Raw genomic sequence first — 16421 nt, 5'->3', positions numbered from 1 at the left:
GCTGACCTCAAACCCGGATTTCTACGTCGTCACCGGGGTGAGCGTTTTGCCAGAATGCGCTGCAGGGTTCTGCGGTGCATGTTCAGGCGCCGCGCCGTTTCACTGACGTTCCGGTCACACAGCTCAAAGACCCGCTGGATATGTTCCCAACGTACACGATCCGCGCTCATCGGATTTTCCGGCGGCGGCGGCAGATCATCCCCCCGTGCCAGCAGCGCGTTCACGATATCCGCAGCATCAGCAGGCTTCGACAGATAGTCGGTGGCGCCAATCTTGACCGCAGCAACCGCCGTTGCAATCGCACCATAGCCCGTCAGCACGACGACACGCACATCTGGCCGCTTTTCCCGCAGCACTTCGACCACGTCGAGGCCATTGCCGTCTTCAAGACGCAGGTCGACAACTGCAAATGCTGGTGGGCGCGCGGTTGCAATGGCTTTGCCCGCGGCGACCGAGCCCGCCGTTTCAACTGAAAACCCGCGTTTTTCCATGGCCTTGGCCAGACGCCGCAGAAACGGTTCATCGTCATCAACCAGCAACAGGCTGGCGTCTTCACCAAGGTTCAATTCAGCTGCATCCTGCATCGGAAGCCTTTCTTTGCGCACATTATTTAAACCATCTATATGTGGCAGTGGGTGCGCGTCGTCAAATCCGATGCTGCGACGTGTTGGCGCGTCAGGCGTTCTCAACAAAACATGAAACGGTATCCACGATCTCCTGCGCGGAGGTCTCGCGCCGGAAAAACTCCACAAACCCGTGTTCCGGCAGAACCAGATAGCTGAAGGTGGAGTGATCCACGAGATAGTAATCATCATCGCCGTCGTGCGCCTTGTAATAGGTGCGGTAGGCGTCACTCGCCGCTTTGACCTGATCGGGTGAGCCTGTTAGACCAATCATCCGTTCGTGCAGGTTAGCGGCGAAATCACCAACAACCTCGGGCGTGTCACGTTTGGGATCGATGGAGATGAACACCGGGGTCACGGACATGTTTTTCTCCGCCAGCATATCGACCGCTTCTGCATTGCGCGCGGTGTCAATCGGACAGACATCCGGGCAGAATGTATAGCCGAAATAGACGATGGTGGGCTCTGTGATGACATCCTGGTCGGTCACGGTCTGACCCTCGCTGTTGACCAACTCGAACGGGCCACCGATGGATTCCGCGCCACCGGCGATCTGGCTGGCGCGGCACTGGGCAAACTGATCATCGCCCTCAGAGGGCTGGCTGGCGTACCAGAAACCTCCCAGGACACCAAGAACGGCGATGACAGCGATAAGGGCAAAATAGCGCATGGGTTTCGCTTCTCCAAAAGTGCGTTAGGTTAATCCTATCAAATCGCAGTCGTACCGTCCTGCGACATCTATGCAACTCAACAAGCGGTGAACCAGATGACGGATGCCAACGTCAGACCCCTGAGCGGCGCAACGCGTGCGAATTGGATCCGCCTGCGGACAATGATTTTGCTGCGCTGGTTTGCCATCGGCGGGCAATTGACCGCGATCACCGTGGCCCAGCACTGGTACGGGCTGCAGCTTGAAACCGGGCTGTGCTACATGGTGATCGGGGCCTCGGTGATCGCCAATCTTGTGGCCATTTTTGTCTTCCCTGAAAACAAACGCCTCAATGAAGTTGAAAACATGCTGATGGTCATGTTCGACCTGTTGCAGCTGAGCTTTCTGTTGTTCCTGACCGGCGGATTGCACAACCCCTTTGCACTCCTGATGTTGGGTCCGGTGACAATTTCTGCCGCTGTGCTGACCTTGCGTTCGACCGTTTTGCTCGGCAGCACCGCCATCGTCATGGTCTCGGTGCTTTCGCAGGTCTATTTACCGCTGCGCACCGATGCCGGGCTCATTCTGGAATTCCCGCAGCTCTTTGTCTTTGGCAACTGGGTCGCCCTGATCATCGCAATTGTCTTTATTAGTGCCTATTCTGTGCGGGTGACGTCGGAAATTCACTCCATGTCCGACGCGCTAGCGGCAACACAGATGGCTCTGGCGCGAGAGCAGAAATTGACCGATCTGGGCGGTGTGGTTGCGGCCGCCGCGCATGAATTGGGCACGCCGCTCGCCACCATCAAACTGGCCAGTGGCGAGCTGATCGAAGAGCTGTCTGATCGCCCCGAACTCCGCGAGGATGCCGCCCTGATCCGTGAGCAGGCGGACAGGTGCCGGGACATTCTGCGGGATATGGGGCGGGCGGGGAAAAATGACCTTCACCTGCACCGCGCCCCGTTGATGGCCGTGGTCGAAGAAGCCGCCGAGCCGCATATGTCGCGCGGCAAGACCGTGCATTTCCACCACCTGCAGGAACCTGTGTTGCAGCCGGTTATTTTCAGAAAACCCGAAGTGATCCATGGGTTGCGCAACCTGATCCAAAACGCGGTGGATTTTGCGCAGTTCGAGGTTTGGGTCGAGGCCGGGTGGGACGAGCAAACCATTGCGCTGCGGATCATGGATGACGGGCGGGGGTTTCCGCCACATCTGCTGGGCCGCATTGGCGATCCCTTCATGCGCCGCAGGCCGCCGACGGGCAGCACCAGGGTGCGCCCGGAATACGAAGGCATGGGCTTGGGTCTTTTCATCGCCAAAACGCTTCTGGAACGGTCCGGCGCAGAGCTGCAGTTCGCCAACGGGCGCGATCCGATGGGTCAATCGGAAGAAGAAGCTGCTGACTTTGGCGCAATTGTCAAAGTGACCTGGCCCCGGGTCCGTATTGAAGCCACGAGCGATGAGGAGACCTCAGGATTGGGCAAAAACCAACCTATCGTTGCGTAACTAAGGCAAAAATTAACCCGGCATTAACTAAGCTGAGCGAATAGTAAACCGGTCTTCCTCTAGAACAGGATTGCGCGGTTTATGCCTTTTTGGGACATCGCTGCTATTGTCGCCGCTGCTGGTCTGAGCGCTGGTGCGGCCATGCTCTGGATCAGCAGAGCACCCCAATTCTTTGCGGGACATTCCAAGCAGGGATCTGCAGAAATGAGGCCGGATGGGATTTCATTCCTGTTTGATCAGGGTGATCTGCATCATGCATCAGAAACCGCGCAGCAACTCTATCAAGTCGCGCCGGGTCAGGATGATTGGCAGACTTGGCGCGAAAGAATGCTCAATCGCTTTCCCGGGCTGCCCGAACGGCCGCACGCGAACCAGCCGGGATCTGTCACCATACAGGCCCGTCACGCCGAAGATATTGCGACCCTGAAACTCACCCAAAGAGGTCAGTACACGCAGGTTCACATGAGTGACGATCGGATGATCGACGCGGCCCAATCGCAAAAGTTGCGCGCTCTGCACCGCGAACTCGCAGACCTGCGGCGCGCCAGCGACACCACCCCGCACGCCGTCTGGCAGGTCGATGCGCAGGGCAGGGTGACCTGGTACAATGCCGCCTATGAAGACCTTTATGATCGGCTGCACAACACCGCGCCACAGGCAACAAAACCGGTGTTCGAAGTCACCGATACCCAAAACGAAAAAACCGGCAGACAACGTGTTTCGACGCAATCCTCCATCGACGGAAAGACGGATTGGTATGATCTGAATGCGATCACCGTCGGCGATATTACCATTTTCCATGCGGTTGATGTGAACGCAGTGGTCAAATCTGAGGTGGCCCAGCGCAACTTTGTTCAGACCCTCGCCAAAACATTTGCGCAGCTGTCCATCGGGCTGGCCATTTTTGATCGGAATGGGCAGTTGGCGCTCTTCAATCCCGCGCTGATAGATCTCACTGACCTACCCGCTGATTTCCTGAGCGGCAGACCGACGCTTTTGTCATTCTTTGACAGGATGCGTGAAAATCGCCGCATGCCGGAGCCAAAGAACTACCATTCCTGGCGGCAAGAGATTTCCGAGGTTATCGCCGCCGCAACGGATGGTCGGTATCAGGAAACCTGGACGCTTGAAACCGGCCAGACCTACAGGGTCCGCGGACGGCCACATCCCGATGGTGCAATCGCCTTTCTGATCGAAGACATCAGCGCAGAAGTGTCTCTAACAAGGAATTTCCGGGCAGAACTGGAGCTTGGCCAATCCTTGATGGATACCTTCGACGAGGCATTGGTAGTCTTTTCCTCAACCGGCGTTCTGACCTTCTGCAATGCCGCCTACCGCGATCTTTGGGGCCTTGACCCCGATAACTCCTTTGCCGATGTCACCATTCTGGATTCAGTCCAGGAATGGAAACGTCAATGCAAACCCGGCGCGCGCTGGGCCGCTTTGACGGATTTCGTGCGCAACATCGGGGATCGGAAGTCCTGGGACATGCCCGCGATGCTCGACGATGGCGCAGCCCTTGCATGCACCGTCTCTCGGATTGCATCCGGCGCCACCGTCATCCGATTTGTCAAAACCGAGCATGTGGCAGCAAAATCATCCGCGCCAAAACAGGTGTCTCGCCCCTCCTGATCTGCGTTATGCCTTGCAGCCGGACCTGCGCGCGGTAAGCATGCGGATATGGCTGCGCATTCCCTTTCCCTGACATTGAACACTGCTGATGCGACGGCACATGCCGCCGCAGAACTGGCACCGCTGCTGGCCGCCGGGGATGTCATCCTGCTGAGCGGGCCGGTTGGCGCGGGCAAGACCCATTTCGCCCGGCACCTGATCCAAACCATCCTCACGCAGCCCGAAGATGTACCATCGCCGACCTTCACGCTCGTGCAAACCTATGAGACCCGGGCCGGGCCGTTGTGGCACAGCGATCTTTACCGGATTGGCACGGTGGACGAAATCGAGGAGCTTGGTTTGACAGAGGCCTTCGATACCGCCATCTGTCTGGTCGAATGGCCGGATAGACTGGGTTCGCTGCGCCCTGAGGCGGCGCTGGACATCCAACTGGACTATGCGACCGATGACAATATGCGCCTATTGACGGCACATTGGGCAGATGCACGTTGGAACAACAAACTGAAATGCTGGGCGAAGTGATGGATCGGCAGGAAAATCTTCGCGGATTTATCGAGCGAGCAGGGTGGGGCAATGCTGAAATTTCGCCGCTGGCCGGCGATGCATCGAACCGGCGCTATGACCGATTGCGTCAACCGGACGGCATGTCGGCGGTCCTGATGGATGCGCCACCGTCAAAAGGCGAAGACATTCGGACCTTCGTCAACATCGCCACCTATCTCACCAACATCGGGCTCAGTGCGCCGCGCATTATTGCACAAGACCCCAAACAGGGCTTCCTGGTGCTGGAAGATCTCGGCGATGCCCTTTTTGCCCGTGTGATTGCGGCGGATCCAACGCTGGAAAATACGCTCTATGAGGCGGCAATCGACACATTGGTTCATTTGCATCGCGCGCCACCACCAGCCTTGCAGCGCCTTAGCGCGGATGTCTCCGCCCCCTCGGCGGCATTGGTCTATGACTGGTATCGTTTCGGGGCAACCGGCGAAGATGATGCCGGTGCGCGCGACGCCTTTACATCGCTCTTCCAAGAGACTTTGACACCCCTGGACGTGCAGCCGCAAGTGCTCATCCAAAGAGACTATCATGCGGAAAACCTGCTGTGGCTGCCGGAGCGGGAAGGGCCCGCACGGGTTGGATTGCTTGATTTTCAAGACGCGATGCTCGGTCATACCGCCTATGATCTGGTTTCTGTTCTGCAGGACGCGCGCAGAGATGTGCCCGCCCCAATCGAACAGGCCATGATCAAGCGGTTTCTGGATCAAAGCCCGCAGGATCCGGATCAGTTTACAGCGGCTTATGCGACATTGGGACTGCAGCGGAATCTGCGCATTCTAGGTGTTTTTGCGCGGCTCTGCATCCGCGATGGCAAGGTGCATTATGTCGATCTGATCCCGCGCGTCTGGGGGCACATCCAGACCAATCTGCAACATCCCGCCCTGAAGGGCATCGCTGATCATATTGATCAATCGCTACCACCACCCACGCCAGAGGTTCTGGACATCTTGAGGTCAAAATGCGCGACACTCCCGGATCGCTGATGCTGTTTGCGGCAGGCTTCGGCACACGCATGCGGCCGCTGACAGATGACAGGCCCAAACCAATGGTCGAGGTCGCGGGCAGACCGCTGATCGATCATGCCCTGGATCAGACCGTGCAGATTGCCCCCGACCGGATCGTCGTCAACCTGCACTACAAACCGGAACCATTGCTCAAGCATCTCGCGGGCACCGGTGTGCAGACCCTTCTGGAAACACCGGACATCCTCGATACCGGCGGGGGGCTGCGAAATGCTCTGCCGCGCCTGGGGACAGCACCCGTCTTTACGCTGAACACCGATGCCATCTGGATCGGGCCCAGCCCGATCGCGATGTTGCAGGAGGCCTGGCGTCCCGAGGTCATGGACGCCCTGCTGGTGTGCGTGCCGCTGCAAAACACGCATTCACATGATGGGCAGGGTGATTTCGAAATTGATCCGCAGGGCCACCTGATGCGCGGGCGGGCGCATGTCTATGGCGGCGCGCAGATCATCAAAACCGACCGGCTAGACGAGATCGCGGAGGAAAAATTCTCGCTCAACCGCCTATGGGATCTGATGTTGACGGAAGGGCGGATCTACGGGCTGGAGTATCCCGGACACTGGTGTGATGTCGGCCAACCCGACAGCATCGATGTGGCCGAAAACCTGCTGGCGGGTCAGGATGTTTGAAGACGGGGGTCCTCCACGGCTTTTCGGCGTCGCCCCCGGCGTGGATTTCCCGCGCGCGCTGGTCTCAGGGCTGCGGGCCCGGATGCAGGACGCACCACCCGAAGCAATGGCGCGGGTCCAGCTGATCGTGAACACACGGCGCATGCAACGCAGATTGCGCAGCCTTTTTGATGCCGGTCCCGCAACGCTCCTGCCCCAGATCCGGTTGATCACCGATCTGGATCTGCTGGACCCGACCATTGTCCTACCCAAATCCGTCTCGCCGCTGCGCCGCCGCCTTGAACTCATCGCTTTGGTCTCACAGCTTTTGATGCAGGAAAAAGACCTCGCGCCGCGGTCGTCTCTCTATGATCTGACGGATAGCCTCGCGGCGCTGATGGATGAGATGCAGGGCGAGGGCGTCACTGCCGAAAAAATTGCATCGCTGGACGTCACGGATCAATCCGGACACTGGCAGCGCGCGCAGCAATTTATCCAGATCGCGCAAGGCTACATTGACGATACCAGCGCCCTGCCCGACAGCGAAGCCCGGCAACGGTCTTTTGTCACGGCGCTGGCGGCAAACTGGCTGGCAAATCCGCCGCAAGACCCCGTCATTGTTGCGGGGTCCACCGGGTCACGTGGCACCACAATGCTCTTGATGCAGGCCGTCGCCCGATTGCCACAAGGCGCGTTGATCCTGCCGGGGTTCGATTTTGAGATGCCCGCGCCCGTCTGGTCGCATTTGGACGATGCGATGATGTCCGAGGATCATCCGCAGTACCGGTTCCACAAACTGATGTCCGAGCTTGGTGTCACGCGTGGTGACATTGCACAGTGGGATGATACACCCGCCCCCTCAGCCGCCCGCAACGCTCTTGTCTCACTCTCGCTCCGGCCCGCACCGGTAACCGACGCATGGTTGACCGAAGGGGCGAAGCTGACCGAAATCGATAACGCCACCACGGATGTGACGCTGGTCGAGGCTCCCAGCCCGCGCGACGAGGCGCTTGCGATTGCCCTGCGTCTCAGACAGGCGGCAGAAGATGGCGAGACCGCAGCCCTGATCACCCCGGATCGGGTTTTGACCCGGCAGGTCACCGCAGCGCTGGATCAATGGTCCATCCTGCCGGACGATTCCGCTGGCAAGCCTTTGCACCTGTCGCCGCCGGGTCGCTTTCTGCGTCATATCGCGGGGCTTTTCACCCGCCGGTTGGACGCGGAATCCTTGCTGACCCTGCTCAAACACCCGCTCACGCACAGCGGATTTGAGCGCGGCCCGCATGTGCTCAATACCCAGCGGCTCGAATTGCGCATCCGGAAAAAGGGTCTGCCGTATCCTGACCCTGCGGGTATCACGCGGCTGTTGGATCGTGCTGTGGCCAAGCCCGAGGATCAGATCCAGATTGATCTCTGGTCTGAGTGGGTTGGCAGCACTTTCTGCGCCCAATTGGACGATCACCCGCGACACCTCTCTGAATGGGTTACGAGACACATCGCCCTTGCAGAGGCGATTGCCGCAGGCACAAAGGGAGCAGACCCCGGGGAGCTTTGGCAGAAGAAAGCGGGTCAGAAAGCGCGGGACGTCATGCAAAACCTGGCCGACCACGCCGGGTTCGGCACGACCATGAGCGCCTCCGATTACAATGATCTTGTTGGTGCGCTCTTGTCCGGCGAGGAGATCCGGGACCGGGACGCGCCACATCCCAACATCATGATCTGGGGCACGCTGGAAGCGCGGGTGCAGGGGGCCGATCTGGTCATTCTGGCCGGTCTCAATGACGGCACCTGGCCCGAAGCGCCACCGCCTGATCCCTGGCTGAACCGGGCGCTGCGCCATCAAGCGGGGCTGTTGTTGCCCGAACGGCGTATCGGGCTGTCGGCACATGATTACCAGCAGGCCATCGGCGCTCAGGAGGTTTGGCTCACCCGATCGATCCGCTCTGACGATGCCGAAACGGTTGCCTCGCGCTGGGTGAACCGGCTGCGCAATCTGCTGGATGGGTTGCGGGATCAGGATGGTCCGCAAGCGCTGGCGGATATGTTGGCACGGGGTGATGAGTGGTTGGCGCGCGTGCGTGCCTTTGAGCAAGTGGACAGCTCCGACCCGGCCCCACGTCCATCGCCGCGCCCTCCTGTGGCCGCACGCCCGCGGGCCCTCTCCGTGACTGAAATCAAACGCCTGATCCGCGATCCTTACGCGATTTACGCCAAACACGTGTTGAAACTGACCCGCCTTGGCCCGCTTGTGCAGAGCCCGGATGCGCTGATGCGCGGGACGGTGGCCCATGACATCATGGAGCGATACATCAAGGATACGCTGTCTGATCCTACTTTGCTAACCGCCGACCACCTGAACCATGTGGCGCGGCAGGTGATGGCCGAAGAGGTCCCATGGCCCGCAGCCCGGGCGATGTGGCTGGCGCGGATCGACAAGATCGCAGACTGGTTCGCCGAACGCGAGGTCGCGCGCCGCGCCTACTCCGCACCGGTCGCATTCGAAGGGCAGGCAAAGGGGAAATTCACCTGGCCGGACCTCGGGTTCACGCTCACGGCGCGCGCCGACCGCATCGACCGGACAGACGCCGGTGACATCGTGATCTACGACTACAAAACGGGGAAACCGCCCACAGCCAGACAGCAGGCGACATTCGACAAACAGCTCCTGATCGAGGCCGCGATGGTCGAAGAGGGCGCATTTGAAACCCTTGGCATTTGCCACACCGGAATGGCCATTTTCATTGGGTTAGGCTCACATCCTGATGAGGTTACCGCCCCGTTGGACGAGGAGCCGCCCCGGGAAATCCTGACCAATCTGCGCGAGCTAATCGAGGCATATCTATCCCCCGGTCAGGGATTCACCGCGCGGCGCATGATGCAGGAAGATAAGATCGCGGGCGACTATGATCTGCTGGCCCGGTTTGGCGAATGGGATGCCACGGATGATCCTGTGCCCGAGGATCTGACATGACGCGCCGCAATGACGCCACCGAAGCACAGGTGCGCGCGGCGCGCCCCGACGCCTCCACCTGGCTGGCGGCGAATGCCGGATCCGGCAAGACGCGGGTGCTCACGGATCGGGTCGCGCGGTTGCTTTTGGGTGGGGTCCAACCGCAACACATCCTCTGCCTGACCTATACCAAAGCCGCCGCCTCAGAGATGCAGAACCGCCTATTCAAACGGCTTGGTGCCTGGGCAATGCTGGAGGATGCGGCGTTACACGCCTCTTTGCGCACCCTAGGCGTCGAGGGGCAAATTGGCCCCGAAAGGCTGCGCGACGCCCGTACGCTTTTCGCCCGTGCGATCGAAACGCCCGGCGGGTTGAAGATCCAAACCATCCACTCTTTCTGCGCCTCGCTGCTGCGTCGGTTTCCGCTGGAGGCCCAGGTCAGCCCGCAATTCACCGAGATCGAAGACCGCGCCGCCGATCTGATGCGGGCGGAGATTGTCGATCTGATGGCGGATGGGCCGGAGACCGCGCGCGTGGACGGGATCGCGCGCCATTACACCGGGGAGGATTTCAGCAAATTGACCCGCGCCATCATCGGGCACCGCGAGGCACTGGCCCGCCCTCTGACATGGCCAGAGATTTTAGATCTGTTTGATCAACCCGCCGACCTGTCCGAAGAGGCAGTTTCCAGTTCGGTCTTTCTGGGCGGCGAGGCGGAGCTGATCGCCGGCATCCTGCCAGCCATGCACGAAAAGGGTGGAAATGACGCCAAAGCCGCTGAAAAATTGGCGCAGATTGGCGCGTTAACCTATGATGCCTTGGCGAAGCTGGAGAGTGTCTTCCTCACAGGCGCCAGCGCCAAATCACCGTTTTCTGCAAAACTGGGGAGCTTTCCCACCAAGCCAACGCAAGGCCTGTTAGGCGACCGCATGCCCGCGCTCAACGCGTTCATGGAACGGGTCGAGGTCGCCCGCGAGCCGAGGCTCGCACTCGCAGCCGCCCGAAAGACCAAAGCGCTGCATGACTTCGCCGCGCGCTTCATCGCCCGTTACGAAGAACAAAAACTGCTGCGCGGGTGGCTCGATTTCGATGACCTGATTTTTAAGGCGCGCGACCTGCTGAACGATCCCGCCGTGGCCGCATGGGTCCTGTTTCGCATTGATGGCGGCATTGACCACATCCTCGTCGATGAAGCGCAGGATACCAGCCCAGCGCAATGGGATGTGATCCGCAAACTGGCGGCGGAGTTTTCCAGCGGCGAGGGCGCGCGCAAGGACGTAGCGCGCACCTTGTTTGTCGTGGGCGACAAAAAACAGTCGATCTATTCCTTTCAAGGCGCGGACCCCAGGGAATTCGACCGAATGGAGGCCGAGTTCAAATCCAAACTGGAGGCCGCCGAGCACGAATTTCAGAGCCTGACATTGGCCTATTCCTTCAGATCCTCCAACGCCATTCTGAATGTCGTCGACGCGGCATTTGATCATCAGACGGAAGCGGGGTTCAGCGAGGATGCCAAGCACATTCCCTTCAAGGGGGAAATGCCGGGTCGGGTCGATATCTGGCCCGTGATCGAAAAACAGCGGGTCGGTGATGATCGGCTCTGGTACGACCCGCTGGACCGGCGGGGGGAGCATCACCACACCGTGCTGCTGGCGCGGCAAATCGCCAGTCAGATCAAACAGATGATCGACAGCAAACAGACCATTCCAGTGGATGTGCCGGGCCACGACGAGCAGGCGAAGCGACCCGTCACGCCCGGGGATTTTCTGATCCTGGTGCAGCGTCGTTCCGAGCTTTTTGCCGAGATCATTCGCGCCTGCAAGATGCACGATCTGCCGATTGCCGGGGCCGACAGGCTCAAGGTCGGTGGTGAATTGGCCGTGCGGGATCTGGCGGCGCTTTTATCCTTTCTCGCCGTTGCCGAAGACAGCCTGTCGCTTGCCACGGCGCTGAGGTCCCCATTATTCGGATGGTCGGAACAAGAGCTATTCAGCCTGGCGCACGGACGCAGCGAAGAGCACCTGTGGCAAACGCTGCGCAACCGCGTCGATGATTATCCCGAAACGCTGGCCGTTTTAAACGATCTGCGTGCCAATGTGGATTTCCTGCGGCCCTACGATCTGATCGAGCGGATCTTGACGCGTCATCGGGGGCGGCGGCGCTTGTTGTCCCGTTTGGGCACCGAAGCCGAAGACGGGATCAACGCGCTGCTGTCCCAGGCGCTGTCCTATGAACGCAACGCGGTGCCCAGCCTGACCGGTTTTCTGGTCTGGATGGAAACCGATGATCTGGAGATCAAGCGCCAGATTGACAGCGCGTCTGATCAGATCCGGGTCATGACCGTGCATGGCGCAAAGGGCCTGGAAGCCCCCATTGTGATCCTGCCCGACACAGGCAAGCGCGACGTTCAAATCAAGGACGATATTGTTAAACTCGACGGTCATGCCGTGTGGAAAACCAACGCCGCCGAGATGCCGCGCGCCATGTCCGAGAGCGTCGATGCGTTGAAAACATCTCAGGTCGAGGAACGTCTAAGGCTGCTATATGTGGCTCTAACACGGGCAGAAAAGTGGTTGATCATCGCGGCAGCCGGTGAGCTTTCGAGAAAGAACGACAGCTGGTACCAGATCGTTGACGCCGCATTGGACCGAACAGGCGCGGCGGAGGTGTCCTTTCAGGGGGAGGTGTCCTTTCAGGGGTTAGAGATCAAACGACACGCCCATGCGGATTGGGATGGGTTGCCCGATGCACAAACACCCGAGATCACAGCGCCCCGCGCGACACTCGATCCGCTGTTTGAGCGCCCAGCCCCTGAACATCCGGCGCTGGTTGAAATTCTCTCCCCCTCCGATCTTGGCGGTGCCAAAGCCCTGGCAGGTGAAGAAGGTCAGGACGAGGAAACCGCCAAGGCTTACGGGAACATGGTCCACCTTTATCTTGAGTACCTGGCCTGCGTGGACAAATCAGATTGGTCAGTTGTCGCCGAAAATCTTTCGACCGGGAATGTGATGGAAAGCCAAGCCCTTTCCGAGGCTCAAACGGTGCTGGAGACACCAGCGCTACGCGATCTCTTTGCGCAAAGCACCTTGGCCGAAGTTCCGGTTTCTGCGGCATTTGGCACCGCACGCATCCATGGCGTGATCGACCGTCTGATCATCACGGGTGACCGAGTGCTGGCGGTGGATTTCAAAACAAACAGGATCGTGCCGGAGACTGCGGAAACCTGTCCTTCCGGACTGTTGCGACAGATGGGCGCCTATGCCCATGCGCTCGCTCAGATTTTCCCAGACAAGCGCATTGAGACGGCTATTTTATGGACAAGAACCTGCACGCTGATGCATTTGCCGCACGAAATCGTGACGGGAGCGTTACAAAGCACGCAACATCTTGACGACCGCGAGGTGGCTACATAGGTTCACCCTCCAAGCATAGCCTGTCAGGAGAGCACGATGGCCACCCTTGCTGTAACGGATGAAACTTTCGATGCCGAAGTGAAGAATTCAGATATCCCCGTTGTGGTGGATTTCTGGGCGGAGTGGTGTGGCCCCTGTAAGCAGATCGGCCCGTCGCTTGAGGAACTGTCCACCGAGATGGACGGCAAGGTGAAGATCGTCAAAGTCAACGTCGACGAGAACCCGAACTCGCCTTCGCAAATGGGGGTGCGCGGCATTCCTGCCCTGTTCATCTTCAAGGATGGTCAGGTCGTGTCCAACATGGCAGGCGCAAAACCAAAAGCTGCTTTGCAAAGCTGGATCGAGGAATCGATCTAGGCGCAATTGGCGCAAGAATTTCGCAAGGGCGTTCCATCGGGGCGCCCTTTGTCGTTTGGCACCTATCCCGCGCAACCCCGGGGCCTGACATATCGCGCGCCCTTGTACCCCCCAAAAGCCCACGCCATATAGAGCAGCACGAAGAAGGAGGCCAAGATGGCACGAGAAGAGTTCCCCGGCTGGCACGGCACAACGATCATTGGCGTGAAAAAGGCGGGTGAGGTTGTGATCGCAGGCGATGGCCAGGTCTCGCTGGGGCAGACCGTAATCAAGGGCACCGCGCGCAAGGTGCGCCGCCTGAGCCCGGGCGGTTTTGATGTGGTGGCCGGGTTTGCCGGATCAACGGCGGATGCCTTCACCCTGCTGGAACGTCTTGAAACCAAGCTCGAAGCGACACCGGGCCAACTGGCCCGCGCGAGTGTGGAGCTGGCCAAGGACTGGCGCACCGACAAATACCTGCAAAAGCTGGAGGCGATGTTGATCGTTTCCGACGGCACCGACATCTTCGTGATTACCGGCGCGGGCGACGTGCTGGAACCGGAACATGACGTCGCCGCCATCGGGTCGGGCGGCAACTATGCGCTGGCCGCCGCGCGCGGGTTGATGGACAGCGACCGATCCGCCGAAGATGTGGCCCGTGATGCGATGGCGATTGCAGCCGACATCTGTGTCTACACCAATGGTAATCTGACGGTAGAAAAGATCACCGCATGATTGATCTGGACGATCTTAGGGCCTCCGTCAGCGCCGGGATCGTGACGGAGGCGCAGGCCGCGGCATTGATGAGTCTTGCCCATAGCCGCAGCGGTGCACGCGAAAACCTCGCACCTGGCGATGAACCCTTCGAGCTCTTCCGCGGCTTCAATGAGATCTTCATCGTGGTTGGCATGGTCATTCTGGCCGTGGGGTGGGTGGGTGTCGTGACCTTTGGCATGACCACCGAGCCGCTGAGCATCCGCAATACGCTGATCTATTCCGGCGGCGCGGCTGCCGTTGCCCTTTGGGTGATGTCGGAATACTTCATCCGCCGCCGCCGCATGGTCGCGCCTGCCATCGCACTGTCGATCATGTTTGCCATCAACGCGGCCTATGGGTTCGCCGGCGCCTTTGCCGAGATTTTCATGATCGCGCAGGGGGATAACAGCAGCCTGCCCATACCCTTCGCGCTCGCGACCGTGGCTCTTTTCATCTATTGGTTCCGCTTTCGCGTGCCTTTTGCGCTTGCGCTGATCGCCGTGGCGGCTTTCGGCGTGGCCATCCTCATTGCGGGCAACAGCAGCGGATCACCCTCCTCGACCGAAGAGCTGTTCCTGCTGTCGGCAGGCGGTCCCTTTGCCTGGATCACGCTGGCGCTGGGCATCGTGGTCTTTGCCGTCGCCATGGCGTTTGACATGTCCGACCCGCACCGCGTGACCCGCCGGGCCGCCAATGGGTTCTGGCTGCATGTCGTGGCCGCGCCTGCGCTGGTGAACACCACCGCGCTGACCCTTCTGGACCGCGACGAAAGCTGGTCCAATGGCATGCTGGTCGCCGTGCTCACGCTTTTCGCCTTGGTCGCCATCATCATTGACCGCCGGTCGTTCCTGATCGCGGCGATCGGATACACGGTCATTCTGACCGCCACGATTTTCGAAGGGGATGGTGCCGTATTCACCGTATTTTTCCTGGGGATCGTTTTACTCTTTCTCGGTGCGCGCTGGGAGCCGATCCGCGCCCGCCTTCTGGCACTGCTGCCCGGGTTTATCCCGTTGCACAAATTGCCACCCTCTCATGTGACAAAGGCTTAAGAATGACAGACCTCACGCCCCGCGAGATTGTCTCCGAACTGGACCGTTTCATCATTGGTCAAAAGGACGCAAAACGCGCCGTTGCCGTCGCCCTGCGCAACCGCTGGCGCCGCAAACAGCTGAGCGATGATCTGCGGGATGAAGTGTACCCCAAGAACATCCTGATGATCGGCCCCACCGGCGTCGGCAAGACCGAGATCAGCCGCCGTCTGGCCAAACTCGCGCGCGCGCCCTTTCTGAAGGTCGAGGCGACGAAATTCACCGAAGTCGGCTATGTCGGCCGCGACGTGGAGCAGATCATTCGCGATCTGGTCGACAGCGCGATTCTGATGACTCGCGAGCACATGCGCGAAGACGTGAAAGCCAATGCGCGCCATGCGGCAGAAGAACGGGTGATTGACGCCATCGCTGGCGAGGATGCCCGCGAAGGCACCCGCGAGATGTTCCGCAAGAAGCTGAAGGCGGGTGAGTTGGATCAGGAAATGATTGATCTTGAGCTCGCGGATACCTCCAATCCCTTTCCGATGATGGACATTCCCGGTCAGCAGGGCGGCATGGGTATGCTCAACCTTGGCGATATTTTCGGCAAGGCCATGGGCGGGCGCACCACCCGCAAACGGCTGTCAGTGGCGGAAAGCTACGACGTGCTGGTCAGCGAAGAAGCCGACAAACTGCTGGACGACGAGATCGTCAACAAGGCCGCTATTGAGGCGGTGGAGCAGAACGGGATTGTGTTTCTGGATGAGATCGACAAGGTCTGCGCCCGTTCGGATGCGCGTGGCGGCGATGTCAGCCGGGAAGGGGTGCAGCGCGATCTGCTGCCCCTGATCGAAGGCACCACCGTCAGCACCAAACATGGCCCGGTGAAGACCGATCACGTGCTCTTCATCGCATCGGGTGCGTTCCACATTGCCAAACCCTCGGATCTCTTGCCCGAATTGCAGGGTCGCCTGCCGATCCGGGTGGAACTGCGCGCCCTCACGGAAGAAGATTTCGTGCGCATTCTGACCGAAACCGACAACGCGCTGACCCTGCAATATACCGCGCTGATGGGCACGGAGCAGGTCACGGTCAGCTTTGAGCCCGAAGGGATCGCCGCCCTGGCCAAGATCGCGGCAGATGTGAACCAATCCGTCGAAAACATCGGCGCCCGGCGGCTTTATACGGTGATGGAACGGGTGTTCGAGGAACTCTCCTTCAACGCGCCCGATCAGGCCGGGGATGAGGTTGTGGTCGACGCCGCCTTTGTCGAGAAAAACCTCGGCGAGCTGACCCGCTCCACCGACATCAGCCGCTACGTGCTTTAAGGCTTCCCA

Annotated in this window: 13 protein-coding genes; 11 read left to right on the top strand and 2 right to left on the bottom strand. The window is 59.8% G+C overall.

The genetic code is table 11. The features are described from left to right. Positions 1 to 29: 29 nt before the first annotated feature. A complete protein-coding gene (locus Q1A20_RS04970) occupies positions 30 to 584 on the bottom strand; it encodes an ActR/PrrA/RegA family redox response regulator transcription factor (protein WP_299401414.1) in 555 nt (184 codons plus the stop codon). A gap of 91 nt (positions 585 to 675) precedes the next feature. Further along, a complete protein-coding gene (locus Q1A20_RS04965) occupies positions 676 to 1293 on the bottom strand; it encodes an SCO family protein (protein WP_298968787.1) in 618 nt (205 codons plus the stop codon). A gap of 96 nt (positions 1294 to 1389) precedes the next feature. Here Q1A20_RS04965 and regB point away from each other — a divergent pair, with 96 nt between their 5' ends. The 11 genes from regB (at position 1390) to hslU (ending at position 16412) form a co-directional block, all read left to right on the top strand. Then, positions 1390 to 2778, top strand: a complete 1389-nt coding sequence (gene regB / locus Q1A20_RS04960) for a sensor histidine kinase RegB (RefSeq protein WP_299401417.1) — start codon at positions 1390 to 1392, stop codon at positions 2776 to 2778. Between the two features lie 81 nt (positions 2779 to 2859). Next, complete coding sequence (locus tag Q1A20_RS04955; RefSeq protein ID WP_299401418.1) at positions 2860 to 4410, top strand: PAS-domain containing protein; 1551 nt, start codon at positions 2860 to 2862, stop codon at positions 4408 to 4410. 48 nt (positions 4411 to 4458) lie between these two features. After that, positions 4459 to 4932, top strand: a complete 474-nt coding sequence (tsaE, locus tag Q1A20_RS04950; protein WP_299916189.1) for a tRNA (adenosine(37)-N6)-threonylcarbamoyltransferase complex ATPase subunit type 1 TsaE — start codon at positions 4459 to 4461, stop codon at positions 4930 to 4932. Next, complete coding sequence (locus Q1A20_RS04945) at positions 4932 to 5951, top strand: phosphotransferase (RefSeq protein WP_299916506.1); 1020 nt, start codon at positions 4932 to 4934, stop codon at positions 5949 to 5951. The genes tsaE and Q1A20_RS04945 overlap by 1 nt, the downstream gene beginning before the upstream one ends. Then, a complete protein-coding gene (locus tag Q1A20_RS04940) occupies positions 5927 to 6619 on the top strand; it encodes a nucleotidyltransferase family protein (protein WP_299916187.1) in 693 nt (230 codons plus the stop codon). The genes Q1A20_RS04945 and Q1A20_RS04940 overlap by 25 nt, the downstream gene beginning before the upstream one ends. Then, positions 6612 to 9569 (top strand): double-strand break repair protein AddB, encoded by a 2958-nt coding sequence (gene addB, locus Q1A20_RS04935; RefSeq protein ID WP_299916185.1) that lies wholly within the window; start codon positions 6612 to 6614, stop codon positions 9567 to 9569. The genes Q1A20_RS04940 and addB overlap by 8 nt, the downstream gene beginning before the upstream one ends. Then, positions 9566 to 12961: a double-strand break repair helicase AddA gene (gene addA / locus Q1A20_RS04930; RefSeq protein WP_299916183.1), complete on the top strand. Its 3396-nt coding sequence runs from the start codon at positions 9566 to 9568 to the stop codon at positions 12959 to 12961. The genes addB and addA overlap by 4 nt, the downstream gene beginning before the upstream one ends. Positions 12962 to 12997: 36 nt before the next feature. Continuing rightward, the gene (trxA, locus tag Q1A20_RS04925; protein WP_298968801.1) at positions 12998 to 13318 is read left to right on the top strand and encodes a thioredoxin; all 321 of its coding nucleotides are present in this window, start codon (positions 12998 to 13000) and stop codon (positions 13316 to 13318) included. Between the two features lie 156 nt (positions 13319 to 13474). Beyond that, positions 13475 to 14032, top strand: coding sequence for an ATP-dependent protease subunit HslV (gene hslV, locus Q1A20_RS04920; protein WP_299401433.1), 558 nt, complete (start codon positions 13475 to 13477; stop codon positions 14030 to 14032). Then, positions 14029 to 15105 carry a hypothetical protein gene (locus Q1A20_RS04915; RefSeq protein ID WP_299916180.1) on the top strand — a complete coding sequence of 359 codons (1077 nt, stop codon included), beginning with the start codon at positions 14029 to 14031 and terminating at the stop codon, positions 15103 to 15105. Before hslV ends, Q1A20_RS04915 begins: the two co-directional genes overlap by 4 nt. Before the next feature lie 2 nt (positions 15106 to 15107). Then, positions 15108 to 16412 carry an ATP-dependent protease ATPase subunit HslU gene (gene hslU, locus Q1A20_RS04910; RefSeq protein WP_298968806.1) on the top strand — a complete coding sequence of 435 codons (1305 nt, stop codon included), beginning with the start codon at positions 15108 to 15110 and terminating at the stop codon, positions 16410 to 16412. Positions 16413 to 16421: the final 9 nt, after the last annotated feature.

This window comes from uncultured Roseobacter sp., from assembly GCF_947501835.1.
Lineage (GTDB): Bacteria > Pseudomonadota > Alphaproteobacteria > Rhodobacterales > Rhodobacteraceae > Roseobacter.
The sequence above is the reverse complement of the archived record's forward strand: the minus strand, read 5'-3'. Positions and strand labels throughout refer to the sequence as shown.